The following is a 15,354-nucleotide window of genomic DNA, read 5'->3' as shown; positions in this document are numbered from 1 at the left end:
TGTGTAAGTGGAGTGATCCATTCAGCAAGCGTGTACTAATAGGTCGAGGGCTTGACCACAATTCGCTTGAGACTCTTAGAGTCAACGAAAAAATGTAAGCAGTGATTATTCAGTTTTGAAGGCACGTCCTTCAGGAAATACTAGACAAAGTAAGTCAGAAATGATATACTTAGCTAGTCATATGGTCGGTGACGATGACGGTGAGGTTCCACCTGTTCCCATTCCGAACACAGCAGTTAAGCTCACTCGTGCCAAAGATAGTTAGCTGGAAACGGCTTGTGAAAATAGGTAGCCGCCGACTTGAATATGCCGTTCTGAGAGTTCTCAGGGCGGTTTTTGTTGTGTCTGCGGATTGTAATTTCTGTCTAAAATTATTATAATGGATAAAATCAGAAAGGGGAAGCGCATGATGGGAAATGAGGAAAATAAAACACTTTATGATATTTATCGGGGGATACTCTGCAATAACCAGAGCTTTCAACTCGGAAAGCAGGCACAGGTAGAATATCGTTTTGACTGCCCGGAGTATGCAGAGCTGAAAGAAAAATATCATCTCAATGAAATTGCCGGAAACGGGACAGAGCTGGAGCACAGTGTGCGGCTGTTGAAGTATCTTGCCCCGAAACTGACACACAGTGCGTGGTACGATAACAGCGTTCCGTGCAATGGGCTGGCGCTGCTGGAATACAGTCTGGAGCAGCCGGAGCATGGGATCAATTGTCTGAACAAATCCAAGATACTGGAGGAATGCTGTCTGGCACTGGGGATCTACGCCCGGAGAGTGAGAATGCTGCCCTATTCGCCCTTTGACAGCGACTGTCATGTCGTGACAGAGATTTTTGACAGGACTCTGGGAAAATGGTGTATGCTCGACCCCACGACCAACGGCTATCTGGTCGATGAAACGGGCAGCGTTCTCTCTTTGCTGGAAGCCAGAGAGAGGATGGCGCAGGCAGGGTTTGTGACGTTCTGCCGGGCGGATGAAACGGTGCAGGACCTGCATGAAGTGGCTCAGAAAGAAATGGAATGGAGCGCGTATTTTGCCAAAAATCTGTTCCGGCTCCAGATCGACGCGGTTTCTCAGTTTGGAGAGACAGGGAAATGGCTGGATGTGATCCCGGAACACTTTTCGGTCCGACAGTGGAGCAAGGCAAAGGCGGAGTACCGCATCACGATGGCACCGGAGTATGCAAAAACAGAGAATGGCTTTGAGATGGCGAAGATGCTTCCGCTCTTTCAGAAAGCAGTAAAAGAAGCAGAGACGATGCAGGAGCCGGAGAGCATTTCGGTGCGATGCATAGCAGATGCCCCTCAATAAAAAGATAAAACAAGAACGACCCCGCTGTGCTGAGCTCAACACAGCGGGGTCGCTCTTTCTATCAGGTGGAGTATTGTTCAGAAGGACAGCTTCGGCTTAGCCTTTGCCTGCGCAGCCGAACAGCTCGATCTTCTCCTTGCACTTGGCCTCGATGGCCTTTGCGCCGGGAGCCAGCAGCTTGCGGGGGTCGAAGCCCTTGCCCTGCTGATCCTTGCCCTCTTCGATGTACTTGCGGGTGGCCTCAGCGAAGACCAGCTGGCACTCGGTGTTGATGTTGATCTTGGAGACGCCGAGGCTGATGGCCTTGGCGATCATGTCGTCGGGGATGCCGGTGCCGCCATGCAGGACCAGAGGAATGTTGTTGGTAGCCTTGTGGATGCGGTCCAGAGCCTCGAAGTCCAGACCCTTCCAGTTGGCCGGGTAGACGCCGTGGATGTTGCCGATGCCGGCAGCGAGGAAATCGATGCCCAGATCGGTGATCTTTGCGCACTCTGCGGGGTCAGCGATCTCACCATTGCCCACAACGCCGTCCTCGACGCCGCCGATGGAACCGACCTCGGCCTCGATGCTCATGCCCTTGGAGTGTGCCAGAGCGACCAGCTCCGTGGTCTTGGCGACATTCTCCTCGATGGAGTAGTGGCTGCCGTCGAACATGATGGAGGAGAAGCCAGCCTCAACGCAGGCCTTGCAGCCCTCGTAGGTGCCGTGATCCAGATGCAGAGCGACCGGAACGGTGATGCCCATCGAATCGACCATTGCGTCCACCATTGCGGCGACGGTCTTGAAGCCGGTCATGTACTTGCCGGCACCCTCGGAGACGCCCAGAATGACGGGACTCTTCATCTCCTCGCAGGCGGTCAGGACAGCCTTGGTCCACTCCAGATTGTTGATGTTGAACTGAGGCACACCGTAGTGGCCGTCGCGGGCTTTGATGAGCATTTCGGTTGCATTTACCAACATATTATTTACCTCCAAAATTTATCGGGGTCTCTTCGTACCCACACAGCACTTCGTGTATGGTTTAACGAAGTTGCAACCTTAGTATACCCCAAACAGAGGGCAAAATCAATCCACTAGAGAGTTTTTGTAATCAAACCGAAGCTTTCTTGGCCGGAAACGCAGTAGAAAAATGGAAAAACGAGTGAAATGCAACATTTTTACAAGCGGCGACAACATCTGAGCAGAGGAACGAGAGAGGGACAAAAGGGGACGATTTTCAACAGAAGACTGCATTCGTCAAAATGATATTGGATAAAAAGGCAAAAGAATGGCTGCTTCGATTCAAAAATTTGTCATAATTCTGACTTGAAAATTACAAAATGTATGCAAGGTTCTGAGCCTGTCGAGATAAGAATGTGGAAAACCTCGTGGAAAGTGTGGAATTCAACCTGAAAAACAGGCATGAGCGCTTGAGTTTTGAACTCTTTCCACAGGGTTTTCAACTTGTGGAAAAAACAGGGCCGATATACGATGGGTAAAACGCTTTAGATGTGGAAAACTTTTGCCTCCGGCAAAAAGACGGATGCTCGGTGTGCAGAGGGACAACACTTACCCCATGCGGTGCTGTCCGGACAGCAGCACAGAAATTTCACGGGAGAAAAATCACAATTCTATGGCGAACACCGGCTTCTTATGTTATACTTCAAGATGAGTCATCATCGCCTGCCGCACTGCGGCATGGAAAGATTTGCTGAATGAAACACAACGGCGCCGGGCCGGAAGAGCCACGGCGTCCTGCGATAGAAATGGAAGGAGCACTTCATGGAAGAACGCAATACGTCCCGCCGCCCCCGCCGCGAAAAGGCCGAGGAGCAGCCCCGGAACGAGAGCCTTGTTTACGGAAAGAACCCGGTCACGGAGCTGCTGAAGAGCGGCTCCGGCGTGGATACCGTGCTGCTGGCAGAGGGCATGGCCCCCGCTGTGGCGGCCTACTACACCGCAATGGCCAAGGAGGCCGGTGCCACCGTCAAGCGGGTGCACCCCAATAAGCTGCGCCTCATGACCGGCACCGAGAGCCATCAGGGCGTAGCTGCCTTTGCCAGCGAGATCGAATACGCAACGGTGGAGGACCTGCTGGCCGCAGCCAAAGAGAAGGGCGAACCACCCTTCCTCGTGCTGAGTGATGGCATCGAGGACCCCCACAATCTGGGCGCAGTCATGCGCTCGGCCCTGCTGTGCGGCGCACACGGCATCGTCATCCCCAAGCGGGGCGGCGCATCCGTGACCCCCACCGTCATCAAGTCCAGCGCTGGTGCTGCGGAGCGACTGCCCGTGGCCCGGGTGGCCAACATCGGCGAGACCATCCGCCGCCTCAAGGAGCAGGGCGTTTTCGTCTACTGCGCCGATATGGATGGCGTGTCCCTGCGCCGGAACAACCTCACCGGCCCCATCGCACTGGTGCTGGGCAGTGAGGGCAGCGGCGTGTCGCAGCTGGTGAAGAAGCTCTGCGACGGCGTGGTGAGCCTCGATATGGCTGCACGAGGCACCGGTGTGGACAGCTTCAACGTCTCGGTAGCGGCTGGCATCATCCTGTATGAGATCCAGAGCCAGCGTGCCGCACAGGGCTGAGACGCCCTCAATAAGAGATCAGGGAGGGAAGACAGCAGATGCCAAAGGATGAAGAGCGGAAGGAACTGACGCAGGAAGAGATCGACGCCCGCGACGAGAAATTCCGTACCTTTTTTACGACCAGTGTGGCGCAGGTCCCGGAGGAGATGACCCGACGGGACGATGGAGCGGCCGAAAAGCCTAATAAGGGCCTGTTCGGTCGGCTGTTCCGCCGCGAGAAAACGGAGCTGCAGGCCGACGGCGCAGTGGAAGAGAGCGGCACCGGCGAGATCCGGCTAGGCGGTGAGGAGCAGGAGAAACCCTCCGAGCTGGAGCTGGTCCTGAAGCTGGAAGAGGAGACAGAGCCTTCGAAGCCTGAGACGCCGGAGCCGGCGGGAGCGGCGAGTGCGCCCCAGCCGGAACCGGAAAAGCCCCAAGTGTCCCAGCCCAAAGCGCCGGAGACGCCTGCCCCCCAGCCGGACAAAAAGCCAACGGAAAAACAGTCTGCCTCCCAGAAAAAGGCCGTCCAGTACGGCCCGCGCACCCCGCAGGAGCAGTACGAGGACCGGGAGATGCAGGCACTGAAGGCCATGCTCTTCGGCCCGAAGCCTCAGCCGGAGGCCGAAAAGCCGGAGAAGAGCGTCCCGGAAGCCCCGGCTGTCCAGAAGCCGGGACCGGAAAAAGAGCCGGATGCCAAGCCGGAGAGGCCTGCTGTGCCGCTGCCCGAGCTGGTATTTGCGGAGGACAAGACGGCGAAGCCCCATGCAGCCCCGGCCATGCACTTCTTCGGCAAGGGGGAGGACGAGGAAACGCCCTCTGCCCCCACCCGCACGACGCCGCCCAGCAGCGACGACAGCATGAGCCTGCCGCTCATTGACCTGAACGACGACGGGCCTGCTCCCGCAGAGACACCGGACGCCGAAGCGCCTGCGCAGCCTGCCGCAGAGGAAGCCGCCCCCGCAGAAGAGGCGGCCACCGAGGCGGAAAAGACCCCCGAAGCGCCTGAGCAGATGGGCGACCGGCTGCGCCGGATGAGCGCGGCCCTTACCCTGCGCTGTGCGCTGGGCGGCATCCTCGCGCTGGTGCTGCTCCACTTCGGCCTTGCCGCAGAGGGCCTTGTCGGCCCGCTGGCCGGGCTGGACCCCGTGACTGCCCCGGCGGCGTTCTACGCTGCCAACCTGCTCTTCTACGCCTTGGCACTGGCCGTGGGCTGGCCCGTCCTGCGGGATGGCCTGCAGGGCCTGCGGGGCCGTCCCAGCATGGAGACGATGCCCGCGCTGGCCGCTTGTGCCGCCCTGCTGCAGGCCGCTGTGGCCCTGCTGAACGCCAAGAGCTATCAGCCGTCCAGTTTCACCCTCCTGTCCGGCATCGCGGCGCTGGGACTCTTCCTTGCGCTGCTGGGCGACCGGGTGCTGCTGGCCTCAGTGCAGGGCGGATTTGCGCTGGCGCAGGCCGCACCGGAGCGGCGCGGCGCGTTCCGCGCCAAGGACAAGGAGCTTGTCCGGGTGCTGGCTAAGAATATGGAAGAAAAAGACCCGTGGGTGCTGCTCAGCCGCCCCACCGAGTGGGACGACGCGATGGTGGAACAGGGCTTTGGCCCCCGTGCCTGTGAGCGCCGCGCCCGCAAAACGAACTATATCCTGCTGGGCGTGGCCCTTCTGGCCGGATTCGTATTCCTCGTCATGGGCGGCGGCGTCAACGGCAGCGCGGCGGCCCTGACCGCCGTGCTCTGCATGGGGTCGCCCCTGTCCTCCACCCTCATCGCCGGCCTTGCGTCTCTGCGGCTGCAGCAGACCGCAGCTGCCTCGGGCGCTGTGGTGCCCGGCTGGTCGGCCATCGAGGAGCTGGGCGGTGTGGACACGGTGCAGGCCGACGCCGACGAGCTGTTCACGCCGGACAGCGTCCTGCTGGAGGACATCCGCATCTTCAAGGGCGGCCGCATTGACCGGGCCATCCTCTATTCGGCCAGCGTCCTCAGCCAGTGCTGCAACACCCTGAGCGGCCTGTTCCGCCAGATCATCGAGGACCGCACCGACATCCTCTACCCCGTCAAGGATCTGGAAGTCCATCGGGGCCTCGGCTTCTCCGCGTGGTGCGACAACAACCGTGTCCTCATCGGCTCCCGCGCATACATGGAAAAGGAAGATGTGCCCCTGCCCGACGAGGAGTATGAGGCCAAGCACTCGAAAAACGGCGAGCTGCAGATCCTGTATCTGGCCGTCTCCGGCAGTCTGCACGCCATGTTCGTGCTCCGGTATGTGGGCGGGCGGAATGCGGCCCGTGGGCTGGAACAGCTCCAGAAGGAGAACATCCAGCTGCTGGTGTCCTGTCAGGACCCCAGCCTGACGGCACGGCAGATCACCGACGCCTACCACCTGCCCGAGGGGATGGTCGTCCTGCTGGATCAGGAGCAGTGCGCCGCGCTGGACGCTGCCACCGCCCAGAACAACGGCTCCGAGGACTGCTGCATCCTCTGCACCAAGGGCTTTGCCAGCCTGACCGGCGGCCTGCGGGCCGCAGAGCAGGCCCAGAACGCCGAGACGACTGCCACCACGGTACAGCTGGTGTCGGTGTGGTTCTCGGTGGCCATTGCCGTCCTGCTGACCTATGCGGGCAGCGTGGGGATGCTGAGCGTGGCCGCAGTGCTGATGTATCAGGCCGCGTGGAGCGCCCTCAGCATCGCCGTCTGTGCCCTCAAGCAGCACAGTTGAAAAAATAAATAGGAATTATTCTTGATTTCTGCCCCAAATTCTGTTATACTATCCTCAGAGAGAAACAAGACCTAGCGCACACCCGGTACCGAACAAAGCGGGCTGCGCGTAGAATAAACCAAACCCGACATGGCCTATACTGGCAGTGTCAACACATCAGAGAGGAGAACAGAATATGGAACTCAAGGGTACCAAGACCGAGAAAAACCTGATGGAAGCCTTCGCCGGTGAGAGCATGGCCCGCAACAAGTACACCTTCTTTGCAAGCGTCGCAAGGAAAGAGGGCTACGAGCAGCTGGCCGCTATCTTTGAGGAGACTGCAGGCAACGAGAAAGAGCACGCCAAGCTGTGGTTCAAGGCCCTGTGCGGCGGCGCGCTCCCCGACACTATGACCTGCCTTGAGATGGCTGCAAGCGGTGAGAACGACGAGTGGACCGAGATGTACCCCCGGATGGCCGCAGAGGCCAAGGAGGAGGGCTTTGCCCAGCTGGCCGCCCTCTTCACGATGGTGGGACAGATCGAGAAGGAGCACGAGGAGCGCTACCGCGCCCTCGCTGCCAACCTCAAGGAGGGCAAGGTCTTTGCCCGGGAAGAGCAGCAGGTGTGGGTCTGCCGGAACTGCGGCTACACCCATATCGGCAAGTCTGCACCCCTCAAGTGCCCGGTCTGCGCCCATCCCCAGAGCTATTTTGAGCTGAAGGCCAAGAACTACTGATTTTTACGGCATCTGAGAGCCGCCGCACCTTTCTGAGGGTGCGGCGGCTCTTTCGTCCGGCGGCAAAATGCAGTCTGCACGTTTTGTATAAATTTGGGGGTGGTGTTTTAGTGCCTTTCACGAAAAGATGCGCGAAATTGTGACACTTCTGGCGAAGAACTTGACCCTTCTTTGGGGGACGTGTACAATAAACGAGTAGTGAGTGGAATTATGTGCAGTGCACATTGCGATAGACGGAATGATACGAAGGAGGGAAGTGCTACCCTATGAACAAGATCACACGGCTTGCGGCTGCCCTCGTGCTGAGCGGGCTGCTTCTGGCGGCTCCCGCCGCACAGGCTGCGCCGTCGCTTCTGGGACAGTCTTCGAACTTTGAGCTGGAAGTAAGCGAGATGGAGCTGGAGATCACGGCCGACGACCCCCGGCCCAAAGCCTATCTCTACACCGGCGGACAGAGCGACTACTACTTCATCGTCTGGATGAGCAGCAACCCCACCGTGGCCACTGTGGACGGCGACGGCCGCGTTACGGGACGCAGCGCCGGTGAGGCGACCATCAGCGCCATCACCGACCGGGGCGAGTATGCCGCCTGCAGGGTGACGGTCCGCAAGGAAAGCGGGGACGCGGCCAGCAAAAAGCCGGCCCTCGACCATGTCACCCTCAACCTCATCATCCAGTACGACAACGCCCACCCCAGCCAGAAGCTGCAGCTCATCAACACGAGCGGCTCCTTTATCTACGCCTACCAGTGGATGAGCAGCGATCCTGAGGTGGCGACGGTGGACACGGAGGGCCTTGTCACGGCCCAGAAACCCGGCACCACCACCATCACTGCGCTGGCGTCCAACGGTCAGGCTCTCCGCTGTGCCGTCACCGTCACCAGTGACGTGGGCAAAGTGACCCTGAATAAGCACGACCTGCTGCTCCGCACCGTGGGCGCAAAGGAAGCCCTGACGGCCTCTGTGGCCGTGGAGGGGGGCGTCAGCGTCCCCATCACATGGGTCAGCAGCAACCCCGGCGTCGCTACAGTGGACGCCTCCGGTGTCGTGACCGCTGTTGCGGACGGTGAGGCGAAGATCACCGCCCTCTCGCCGGATGGCCGCTTCGACAGCTGCAGCATCTTTGTGGGCCTTGCCGCCGACAAATACAGCAGCGAAGAAGATCTGGCCGAGGAACTCAAGCTTCCCGACCCCTATGTGGCCGTCCGGATGAACCGGCTGAGCTGAGAAAAGATCTGCAAATGAAACGCCCCGCACCTTGTCGAAAGACAGGTGCGGGGCGTTTGTTTATTGCTCCACCAGCGCAATGAAGGCCTTCATCTGGGGCGTGAGCCATTTATCTTTGTGGTAGAACAGCTGACGGTGCATGGTGACGGTGCAGTCGGGAACGCGAAGGCGGGCCAGACGCCCGGCGGAGAGGGCCGGGCAGACGATGTACTCGGGCAGGAAGGAGAGGCCCATCCCGCGCTCTACCATCTGGCAGAGCAGGGAGGCGCTGCCCAGCTCGATGTAGGGATGGATGGCCAGCCCCCGGGCCGCAAGGCGCTGGTCGAGGGCGTCGCGGTAGCTCATGCCCCGCTCCGTGAGAAGAAATTCCTGTTGGGCCAGCACATCCAGCGGCACGGCCTCGGCCTCGGCCAGCGGGTGTCCGGCGGGAGCTACGAAGCAGACTGGCTCCGGCACATTGACGGCCAGCGTCAGGCTGGGCAGGAGCAGGGGCTGGTCGAGAGTGTAGGCGAGGTCGATCTGGTTGGCTCCCAGCAGCCGCAGCATCTCGTCTGCGGTGGCAGTCCGAAGCACCAGCTCCACCTGCGGACAGAGGGCGTGGAACTGCTGCAGCAGGTCGGGCAGGAAGGTGCTGCACACCGAGTCTGCCAGCGCCACCCGCAGGGTGCCGCTGACGGCCCGGGCGGGCATCAGCGCGGCCTTGGCCTGCTGGGCCGTGATGAGAAGGGTGCGGGCGTAGGTCTGGAAGGTCTGGCCCGCGTCGGTGAGGCGGACGGTCTTTCCTACCCGGTCGAAGAGGGGCGTGCCAAGCTCTGCTTCCAGCTGTGCGATCTGGGCCGACACCGCCGACTGAGAGTAACCCAGTTCCCGCGCAGCGCTGGAAAAGCTGTGCAGCTCGGCGATGTGGAGGAAAGTGTTGATATTTCGCAGCTCCATTGCAGTCCCTCCGGCGTCAGCAGTGGTCGATGCCGGTGACGGTCAGCGTCTCGCCGTCCACCTTGAAGTGGACTTCCAGACCGCCGAACTCCATGCCGTAGACCCGCTCGGGGTCGTGCTGGTAGGAGGGGCGGGGGTCGTTTTCCAGCACACCCTGCAGCGCCGCCTGCTGGTCGGCGGGCACTTTGGCCCAGAGGGCGTCGCCGCAGACCATGTTCAGGTGGTGGGACCGGGTCTGCGCTGTGAAACCTGCGGAGGCATCAGGGTGGCAGTCGGCGTAGGGGATATAGGGTTTGATGTCGTAGATGGGGGTGCCGTCCATCAGGTCGGCGCCCCGCACGATGAGGACGGGGCCGACGTCGGGCCGGTGCTCGATGGCCTCCAGCCGGACGCTGGACAGGCCCAGAGGGTTGGGCCGGAAGGGGGAGCGGGTGGCAAAGACGCCCATCCGGGTGTTGCCGCCGAGACGGGGCGGGCGGACGGTGGGCGACCAGCCCTCCCGCACCGCGCCGGAGAACTGCCACACCAGCCAGATGTGGCTGAAATCTTCCAGCCCGCGCACGGCGTCGGCGCAGCGGTATTCGGGGGTGAAGATGACCTCGCCCCGCAGACTGTCCACCAGCCCGCTCTGGCGGGGGATGCCGAATTTGGTGGGGAAGGCGGTGCGGATATGGGCGATGACCTTGAGGGCCATTTCTTCGGGTGCAGACATAAGCAGTTCTCCTTATTATAAACCGCGGCAGAAGCCCACGGCGCGGCCCTCGATCTGGATCTCCTCGAGCTGGGGGCCGGCGAAGATCATGGGCGGACAGACGGCGGCGTTGTCGGCCAGCAGCATCACGGTCTCGCCCTGCCGGTGAAAGTGCTTGAGGGTGGCTTCCTCACCGATGCGGACTGCGGCGATCTCCCCCTGCTCCACCTCGGGCTGACGGCGGATGCAGACGATGTCGCCGTCGCAGATGGTGGGGGCCATGCTGCTGCCATGGCAGGTGAGGGCAAAGTCAGCGTGCCACGCGGCAGGGACGCCGATGTAGCACTCGATGTTCTGTTCGGCGGTGATGGGGGTCCCGCAGGCGATGGAGCCTACAAGGGGCACCCGCACCATCTCGGGCAGCGGCTCGAAGCCAGGCGGCGGGCTGAGCAGATCCACAAGGCCCATCAACCACGCAGGGGTAGTGTTCAGCGCCGCCGCCAGCTCCTCGAGCTTGGCCCGGGGCAGGTCGTTGATGCCTTTTTCCAGCTTGGTGATGGAGGATTTGGAACGGTATCCCATCCGGGAGGCCAGCTCTTCCTGCGACAGGCCCAGCTGCTCCCGGCGCTGCCGGATGCGGCCGGATAGATCGGTGTCAGACATAAAGGGCCTCGCTTTCTATCTCGATGCACGATTTTCGGTGTTCTGAGGCTAGTATAACAAAAAATTTACTATAAATCAACTTTTAATCGGCTATTTCGCAAATAATGTTGACAAATAATCAACCAAGGAATATAATACAACTAATGATTGTACTGCACACTTGAGACGTAAAACGGAAAGGAGAAACGCCTATGACCGACACCATGATGCTCCGCGACTGCATCCGCAGCCGCGGCGTAAAGCTGGGCCATGTGGCCCATGTTCTGGGCATCAGCAGCGGCACGCTCCGCTGCAAGCTGGAAAACGAGCGCGAATTCAAGCTGAGTGAGGCCGAAAAACTTTCGAAGATGCTGGGGATGACCACCGAGCAGCGCGACCGCTGCTTCTTCGGCCCGGCGGGCTGAGAGCGGGAAGGGAGAAGGAGCGATGACACAGGAGCAGCGTCGGAAGACAAAGGAGGCCCTCGGCTTTTATGGGCAGCGGAACTGGGTCTACGGCCCCCGCAACTGGGGGTGGAAGAAAGCCATTGAGCAAACGGAGGCGTATTACCGGGAGGCAGACCCCGGCCTGCGGGGCGGCATCCTGCAGCTGCGCTACATGGAGAGACGGACGCGGGAAGAGGTGATGGACAAGCTGAACATCAGCTACAGCACCTATCAGAAAGCCCACAGCGACCTTCTGAGCACCATCGCGGTCTTTGCTGCCCATTACGGCGAGCTGTGACGCAAAAATGCCCTCCGGCCAGAGCGGCCGGAGGGCATTCGTGTGCTCAGTGTTTCTTTTCAGGGGTGTCGCAGTGCTGGTGGCAGGAGGCACAGTTGCCGCCGCAGCCCTCGCCCTTCCAGCCGCCTTGCTTGGATACCCAAACCACGGCCAGTGCGAACAGGACCGCCAGCACCAGCAAGGTGATGATACCGCGTACAGTGATCATAAAAAGACCTCTCTTTCGAAAGAATTCCAGCCCCAGTATACACCATTTGACACCGAAGAGCAATCGAAAAGCACTGTTGCTCCAAACTTTTTGCAAAAATCGAAAATTAGGGCTTGCATTTGGGCCTGTGCAGTGATATAATAAGTGTGTTCCGATTCGGAGGATTAGCTCAGCTGGTTAGAGCACCTGCATCACACGCAGGGGGTCTGGGGTTCGAGTCCCTAATTCTCCACCATACAGTTCGTACTCGAACCCAATTCTTTACGAAAAAGGGTTCGGGTACGTTTTTTGTTTATCGGAAGTTCTGCGGCGAGAGTGTGCAGAGCGGTAAACGAACAAAGGCAGGGTATCACCGTGGCGGTGGTATCCTGCCTTTTTCTTTGAAATCAAGTTATCATTGTGCGAACTTGATTGCCCTTATGGAGAAAATCATTTTACTGGTCTGCGCTTTCGTACATCTGGGTCGTTGTGCCGACCTGCTCCGTACCAGCGTTCTCGTCAATGGTCACATCGGCAGTGCAGCTTTCAATGGTGCTGCCCTCGGCGCGGCCTGCAACGGTACCGGGTGTAACGGCACCGTCAATGCTGCCCTTTACCGAGCAGTTGGTGATTTTGAAAACCGTCTCCTCACCGTAGTAGTACAGACCGGTACCCACAAGGCCGCCCACATGGGTGGCACCGTTTGCCTTGATGTTCACGGTCACATTGCAGTTGTCAATGACAGAGGGATAGTTTTTAGTGGAGAAGCCTTCCGTCTCAAGGCAGATATCCGGGTTGGAATGAGTACCCGCATAGCCGCATAAACCGCCAATGGCGTGACCGCCGTTTTCGCTCTCGATGGTCACATCAGCGGTGCAGTTGGTGATGGTGTCCATCATTTCCAGACAGCCACCGATGCCGCCCAGACCCACCGGCTCATTGCCGGTGGCTTTTACGGTGCCGGATGCGGTGCAGCTGTCGATGCTGCCGCCAAAGCTGCCGCCGACTACCAGACCGCCGCACTCGGCAACGTCTGCCTGGATGATCTGATCGGTAAAGTGATTGTCACCGATGACGACCACGGTAGCGCCCTCCACCGTGCAGTTGGTGATGGAGTTGTTGTTGCCGCCCACGATGCCGCCGACACAGTTGTTGCCGGTAATGGTGGAATCACCTTTCAGTGTGACGTTGTCTACAGAGCCCATGTTGTAGCCCACAACACCGCCAATGGCCATGGAAGTGCCTTCCGTTACTGTGACCGTGGCATTTTCCAGTGTCAGATTTTTCACCTCACCGCAGCTTACGCCGAACAGACCGGCACCGCAGTTGTAAACATCCGAAGTATAGTTCAGGTTGGAAATGGTATGGCCGTCGCCATCAAAGGAGCCGAGGAACAGGGTGGAGTGTGTTTCCATGTCGTTCATGTTGCCGATGGGAGCCCACTCGACGCCAGACAGGTCCAGATCACTGGTCAGCTTGAAGGAAACACCGGCATAGCCGCCCTGCGAGCCATCGTTGACGTTGGAAGCAAAGGTCAGCAGGGAATCTACGCTGTTGATCTGGTAGGGGTCTTCCTGCGTGCCGGAACCACCGTCATAGTTGGCGGAAACAGCAGTGGTGCTGACGGAAGAAGCTGCCGCAGAACTTGCGGCAGTGCTGCTTGCGGTACTCTGGGCGGAAGAACCTGCACAGCCTGACAGGAGAGCGGCGGCGAGGCATACGGCAATCACGCCGGTTTGAATTCGTCTCATAATGGAATATCCTTTCTTTGTTAGTTTCTTCTAACCAGAAAGTATAACAAAACAAAGACGGTCTGCCACTCCGAACCGTCAGGAAACATCCAATTCGGACGGCGAGTTTCGGAACAGAGTGGGGCTTATGCCGTATTCCTTTTTGAACGCTTCCGAAAATTTGCTAGGGTTATCATAGCCGAGTGTAGCTGCGATCTCGGTCACACTGCGGCTTGTATCCTGCAAAAGGACGCGGGCGGTCTGCATCCGGTAGGTTTTCATGTATTGATAAATGGAGCTGCCATAAACGGCTTTGAAGCAGAGCTTCATGGAAGTCTGCGCAATGCCGAACTGCCGGGAAAGCTCAGCCAATGTGTAATGGTGACTGAGATCTTGTATCATTGCATCGTGTATCGCCCGGACAGCCGTGACCTGACTGCGGGAGAAAAACCGCCGCTTTTCCGAGAAGGACTCCTGCGGTAGGTCGTTTAGGAGCATGAGCAGTTCCAGTACCTTGGCTTTCAGGTAGTGTGCCATCCGTTCCGGTGGGGCGGCATACAGCTCCGAGAAAATGTGCGCGACTTCCCGGTTGCTGCGCAGCACATAGCAGCTCTCTTCCCGGCAGAAACGCTCGGCGATGGCTTCCAAATGGATATCAAGATCGCCCATGATGGCTTCCAGAGAAGAAAGCGTCTGCTGCGCCCGCGGCAAGTCGATGGTGATGGAAATGCCGTGATAGTGCGCCAGTGGAAAACGGGTCTGCCGGGTGGTGTGGCTCAGCCGGTGAATGGACAGGTCGCCCGCACCGATATACTGATAATCGCCGTTCTGAAATTCGCACTCAAACCGCCCTTCCCGGCAGTGATTGATTTCGATGGTATCCGGCATGGGGCGTTTGTTCTGATTCTGCCCGTCCTTCATGTGAAAGTCATTGTAGAAAAGATCGATCCCCGACAGGATCGGATATTCAGAGATGAGCCCTTCGCCGGTGTCGTTTTGCATCCGGTAAAGTCTGCACCCGGCAGATGCGGCCAAATGCTGCACCTCCGGGTCAAAGAAATCAATGGGACACTGCTTCATTCCAGCACCTCCTCACAGCCCTATTATAATAAATGCATGAGTTTGGAACAAGCCACACCTTTATCCATTGAATCTATAAATTCCAGCTTATAGCACGCGTTCCTAGCAGGGTTTGGGGCAGGCACGCCCCAACAAGAACACTTCGGAAACTCGCAAGAGTTGAAGAAGTGAAGTCCCGGATGGACAGGAAATTTTCAAGAACTGAAAATTTGTGGCCACGGGACGATTCTTGCTCTCAGCTAATAAGCTCAAATTCGATTTTCCGTAATTGTTTCCAAATTGTTAAAACGCATAAGCGGGCAAAGAACTTTTTTCTTCTGAAGTGGTGGTGTTCACGATGAGCACCACCACTTTTCCGTTTTGTTTTTCTTGCAAACAGGTGTGAAATATGGTATATAGGTTATACGAAACATTGCGTTGATTCAATGATGTGCAAAGAGAGGTGCTACCATGACCGCCGTAATCTACGCCCGCTATTCATCCGACAGCCAGCGCGAAGCGTCCATTGAAGGACAGCTGCGCGATTGCAAGGACTACGCCGAGAAGAACGGCATCACCGTGGTCGGCACCTACATCGACCGTGCCTACTCTGCCAAGACGGATGACCGCCCGGATTTCCAGCGGATGATAAAGGACAGTGCAAAGAAAATCTTCGATGTGGTTCTGGTCTGGAAGCTGGACCGCTTTGCCCGGAACCGATTCGATGCCGTGAACTACAAGTACCAGCTGGAAAAGAACGGTGTCCATCTGGTGTCTGCCATGGAACCCATCTCGCAGGGGCCTGAAGGCATTATGGTGGAGAGTATGCTGATTGGCATGGCGGAATA

General features: G+C 58.6%; 15 protein-coding genes, 1 tRNA gene and 1 rRNA gene. 10 read left to right on the top strand and 7 right to left on the bottom strand.

The window, feature by feature from the left end; translation table 11 throughout:
• Window positions 1–184 precede the first annotated feature (184 nt).
• Window positions 185–301 (top strand): 5S ribosomal RNA (gene rrf, locus LKD23_RS11695).
• Between the two features lie 105 nt (window positions 302–406).
• Complete coding sequence (locus LKD23_RS11690; protein ID WP_227621805.1) at window positions 407–1,318, top strand: hypothetical protein; 912 nt, start codon at window positions 407–409, stop codon at window positions 1,316–1,318.
• A 96-nt stretch (window positions 1,319–1,414) separates the two neighbouring features.
• On the opposite strand, the gene fba is transcribed toward LKD23_RS11690, so the two are convergent.
• A complete protein-coding gene (gene fba, locus LKD23_RS11685) occupies window positions 1,415–2,278 on the bottom strand; it encodes a class II fructose-1,6-bisphosphate aldolase (RefSeq protein WP_227621804.1) in 864 nt (287 codons plus the stop codon).
• A gap of 801 nt (window positions 2,279–3,079) precedes the next feature.
• Between fba and rlmB the strand changes: the two genes are divergently transcribed.
• The 4 genes from rlmB to LKD23_RS11665 all read left to right on the top strand — a co-directional run bounded on the left by rlmB (window position 3,080) and on the right by LKD23_RS11665 (window position 8,517).
• Window positions 3,080–3,886, top strand: a complete 807-nt coding sequence (rlmB, locus tag LKD23_RS11680; RefSeq protein WP_227621803.1) for a 23S rRNA (guanosine(2251)-2'-O)-methyltransferase RlmB — start codon at window positions 3,080–3,082, stop codon at window positions 3,884–3,886.
• A gap of 38 nt (window positions 3,887–3,924) precedes the next feature.
• A complete protein-coding gene (locus tag LKD23_RS11675; RefSeq protein ID WP_227621802.1) occupies window positions 3,925–6,576 on the top strand; it encodes a cell envelope biogenesis protein OmpA in 2,652 nt (883 codons plus the stop codon).
• Window positions 6,577–6,751: 175 nt separating this feature from the next.
• A complete protein-coding gene (gene rbr / locus LKD23_RS11670; protein WP_227621801.1) occupies window positions 6,752–7,291 on the top strand; it encodes a rubrerythrin in 540 nt (179 codons plus the stop codon).
• A gap of 266 nt (window positions 7,292–7,557) precedes the next feature.
• Window positions 7,558–8,517: an Ig-like domain-containing protein gene (locus LKD23_RS11665; protein WP_227621800.1), complete on the top strand. Its 960-nt coding sequence runs from the start codon at window positions 7,558–7,560 to the stop codon at window positions 8,515–8,517.
• A gap of 60 nt (window positions 8,518–8,577) precedes the next feature.
• On the opposite strand, the gene LKD23_RS11660 is transcribed toward LKD23_RS11665, so the two are convergent.
• From LKD23_RS11660 to LKD23_RS11650, 3 genes are read right to left on the bottom strand one after another with little or no spacing between them, the layout of a single operon-like run.
• On the bottom strand, window positions 8,578–9,453 hold the full coding sequence (locus LKD23_RS11660; protein WP_227621799.1) for a LysR family transcriptional regulator: 876 nt from the start codon (window positions 9,451–9,453) through the stop codon (window positions 8,578–8,580).
• A 16-nt stretch (window positions 9,454–9,469) separates the two neighbouring features.
• On the bottom strand, window positions 9,470–10,165 hold the full coding sequence (gene tsaA, locus LKD23_RS11655; RefSeq protein WP_227621798.1) for a tRNA (N6-threonylcarbamoyladenosine(37)-N6)-methyltransferase TrmO: 696 nt from the start codon (window positions 10,163–10,165) through the stop codon (window positions 9,470–9,472).
• A 15-nt stretch (window positions 10,166–10,180) separates the two neighbouring features.
• Window positions 10,181–10,807 (bottom strand): LexA family protein, encoded by a 627-nt coding sequence (locus LKD23_RS11650; protein WP_227621797.1) that lies wholly within the window; start codon window positions 10,805–10,807, stop codon window positions 10,181–10,183.
• A 191-nt stretch (window positions 10,808–10,998) separates the two neighbouring features.
• Between LKD23_RS11650 and LKD23_RS11645 the strand changes: the two genes are divergently transcribed.
• Window positions 10,999–11,211, top strand: coding sequence for a helix-turn-helix domain-containing protein (locus tag LKD23_RS11645; RefSeq protein ID WP_227621796.1), 213 nt, complete (start codon window positions 10,999–11,001; stop codon window positions 11,209–11,211).
• Window positions 11,212–11,233: 22 nt separating this feature from the next.
• Window positions 11,234–11,530: a DUF1492 domain-containing protein gene (locus LKD23_RS11640; RefSeq protein ID WP_227621795.1), complete on the top strand. Its 297-nt coding sequence runs from the start codon at window positions 11,234–11,236 to the stop codon at window positions 11,528–11,530.
• A 46-nt stretch (window positions 11,531–11,576) separates the two neighbouring features.
• Here the strand turns inward: LKD23_RS11640 and LKD23_RS11635 are convergent, their stop codons facing one another.
• Window positions 11,577–11,738, bottom strand: coding sequence for a FeoB-associated Cys-rich membrane protein (locus LKD23_RS11635; RefSeq protein ID WP_227621794.1), 162 nt, complete (start codon window positions 11,736–11,738; stop codon window positions 11,577–11,579).
• Between the two features lie 158 nt (window positions 11,739–11,896).
• Here LKD23_RS11635 and LKD23_RS11630 point away from each other — a divergent pair.
• A tRNA-Val gene (locus LKD23_RS11630) sits at window positions 11,897–11,973 on the top strand.
• A gap of 199 nt (window positions 11,974–12,172) precedes the next feature.
• On the opposite strand, the gene LKD23_RS11625 is transcribed toward LKD23_RS11630, so the two are convergent.
• Complete coding sequence (locus LKD23_RS11625) at window positions 12,173–13,468, bottom strand: GLUG motif-containing protein (protein WP_227621793.1); 1,296 nt, start codon at window positions 13,466–13,468, stop codon at window positions 12,173–12,175.
• Window positions 13,469–13,546: 78 nt separating this feature from the next.
• Window positions 13,547–14,527, bottom strand: coding sequence for a helix-turn-helix transcriptional regulator (locus tag LKD23_RS11620; RefSeq protein ID WP_097773331.1), 981 nt, complete (start codon window positions 14,525–14,527; stop codon window positions 13,547–13,549).
• Between the two features lie 450 nt (window positions 14,528–14,977).
• Here LKD23_RS11620 and LKD23_RS11615 point away from each other — a divergent pair.
• Window positions 14,978–15,354: recombinase family protein (locus tag LKD23_RS11615; RefSeq protein WP_227621792.1), on the top strand; the 377-nt coding region annotated here is incomplete at its 3' end.

This window comes from Faecalibacterium butyricigenerans (assembly GCF_020687345.1).
GTDB classification, from domain to species: domain Bacteria; phylum Bacillota; class Clostridia; order Oscillospirales; family Ruminococcaceae; genus Faecalibacterium; species Faecalibacterium butyricigenerans.
This window is presented reverse-complemented; position numbering and strand designations above follow the sequence as displayed.

Excerpts from the sequence above, each read along its gene's own strand:
- LKD23_RS11645 (WP_227621796.1), top strand. The coding sequence starts at position 10,999 with ATGACCGACACCATGATGCTCCGCGACTGCATCCGCAGCCGCGGCGTA.
- LKD23_RS11620 (WP_097773331.1), bottom strand. The coding sequence starts at position 14,527 with ATGAAGCAGTGTCCCATTGATTTCTTTGACCCGGAGGTGCAGCATTTG.
- LKD23_RS11640 (WP_227621795.1), top strand. The coding sequence starts at position 11,234 with ATGACACAGGAGCAGCGTCGGAAGACAAAGGAGGCCCTCGGCTTTTAT.
- LKD23_RS11625 (WP_227621793.1), bottom strand. The coding sequence starts at position 13,468 with ATGAGACGAATTCAAACCGGCGTGATTGCCGTATGCCTCGCCGCCGCT.
- LKD23_RS11650 (WP_227621797.1), bottom strand. The coding sequence starts at position 10,807 with ATGTCTGACACCGATCTATCCGGCCGCATCCGGCAGCGCCGGGAGCAG.
- LKD23_RS11675 (WP_227621802.1), top strand. The coding sequence starts at position 3,925 with ATGCCAAAGGATGAAGAGCGGAAGGAACTGACGCAGGAAGAGATCGAC.
- LKD23_RS11660 (WP_227621799.1), bottom strand. The coding sequence starts at position 9,453 with ATGGAGCTGCGAAATATCAACACTTTCCTCCACATCGCCGAGCTGCAC.
- rlmB (WP_227621803.1), top strand. The coding sequence starts at position 3,080 with ATGGAAGAACGCAATACGTCCCGCCGCCCCCGCCGCGAAAAGGCCGAG.
- tsaA (WP_227621798.1), bottom strand. The coding sequence starts at position 10,165 with ATGTCTGCACCCGAAGAAATGGCCCTCAAGGTCATCGCCCATATCCGC.
- LKD23_RS11635 (WP_227621794.1), bottom strand. The coding sequence starts at position 11,738 with ATGATCACTGTACGCGGTATCATCACCTTGCTGGTGCTGGCGGTCCTG.
- fba (WP_227621804.1), bottom strand. The coding sequence starts at position 2,278 with ATGTTGGTAAATGCAACCGAAATGCTCATCAAAGCCCGCGACGGCCAC.
- LKD23_RS11665 (WP_227621800.1), top strand. The coding sequence starts at position 7,558 with ATGAACAAGATCACACGGCTTGCGGCTGCCCTCGTGCTGAGCGGGCTG.
- rbr (WP_227621801.1), top strand. The coding sequence starts at position 6,752 with ATGGAACTCAAGGGTACCAAGACCGAGAAAAACCTGATGGAAGCCTTC.
- LKD23_RS11690 (WP_227621805.1), top strand. The coding sequence starts at position 407 with ATGATGGGAAATGAGGAAAATAAAACACTTTATGATATTTATCGGGGG.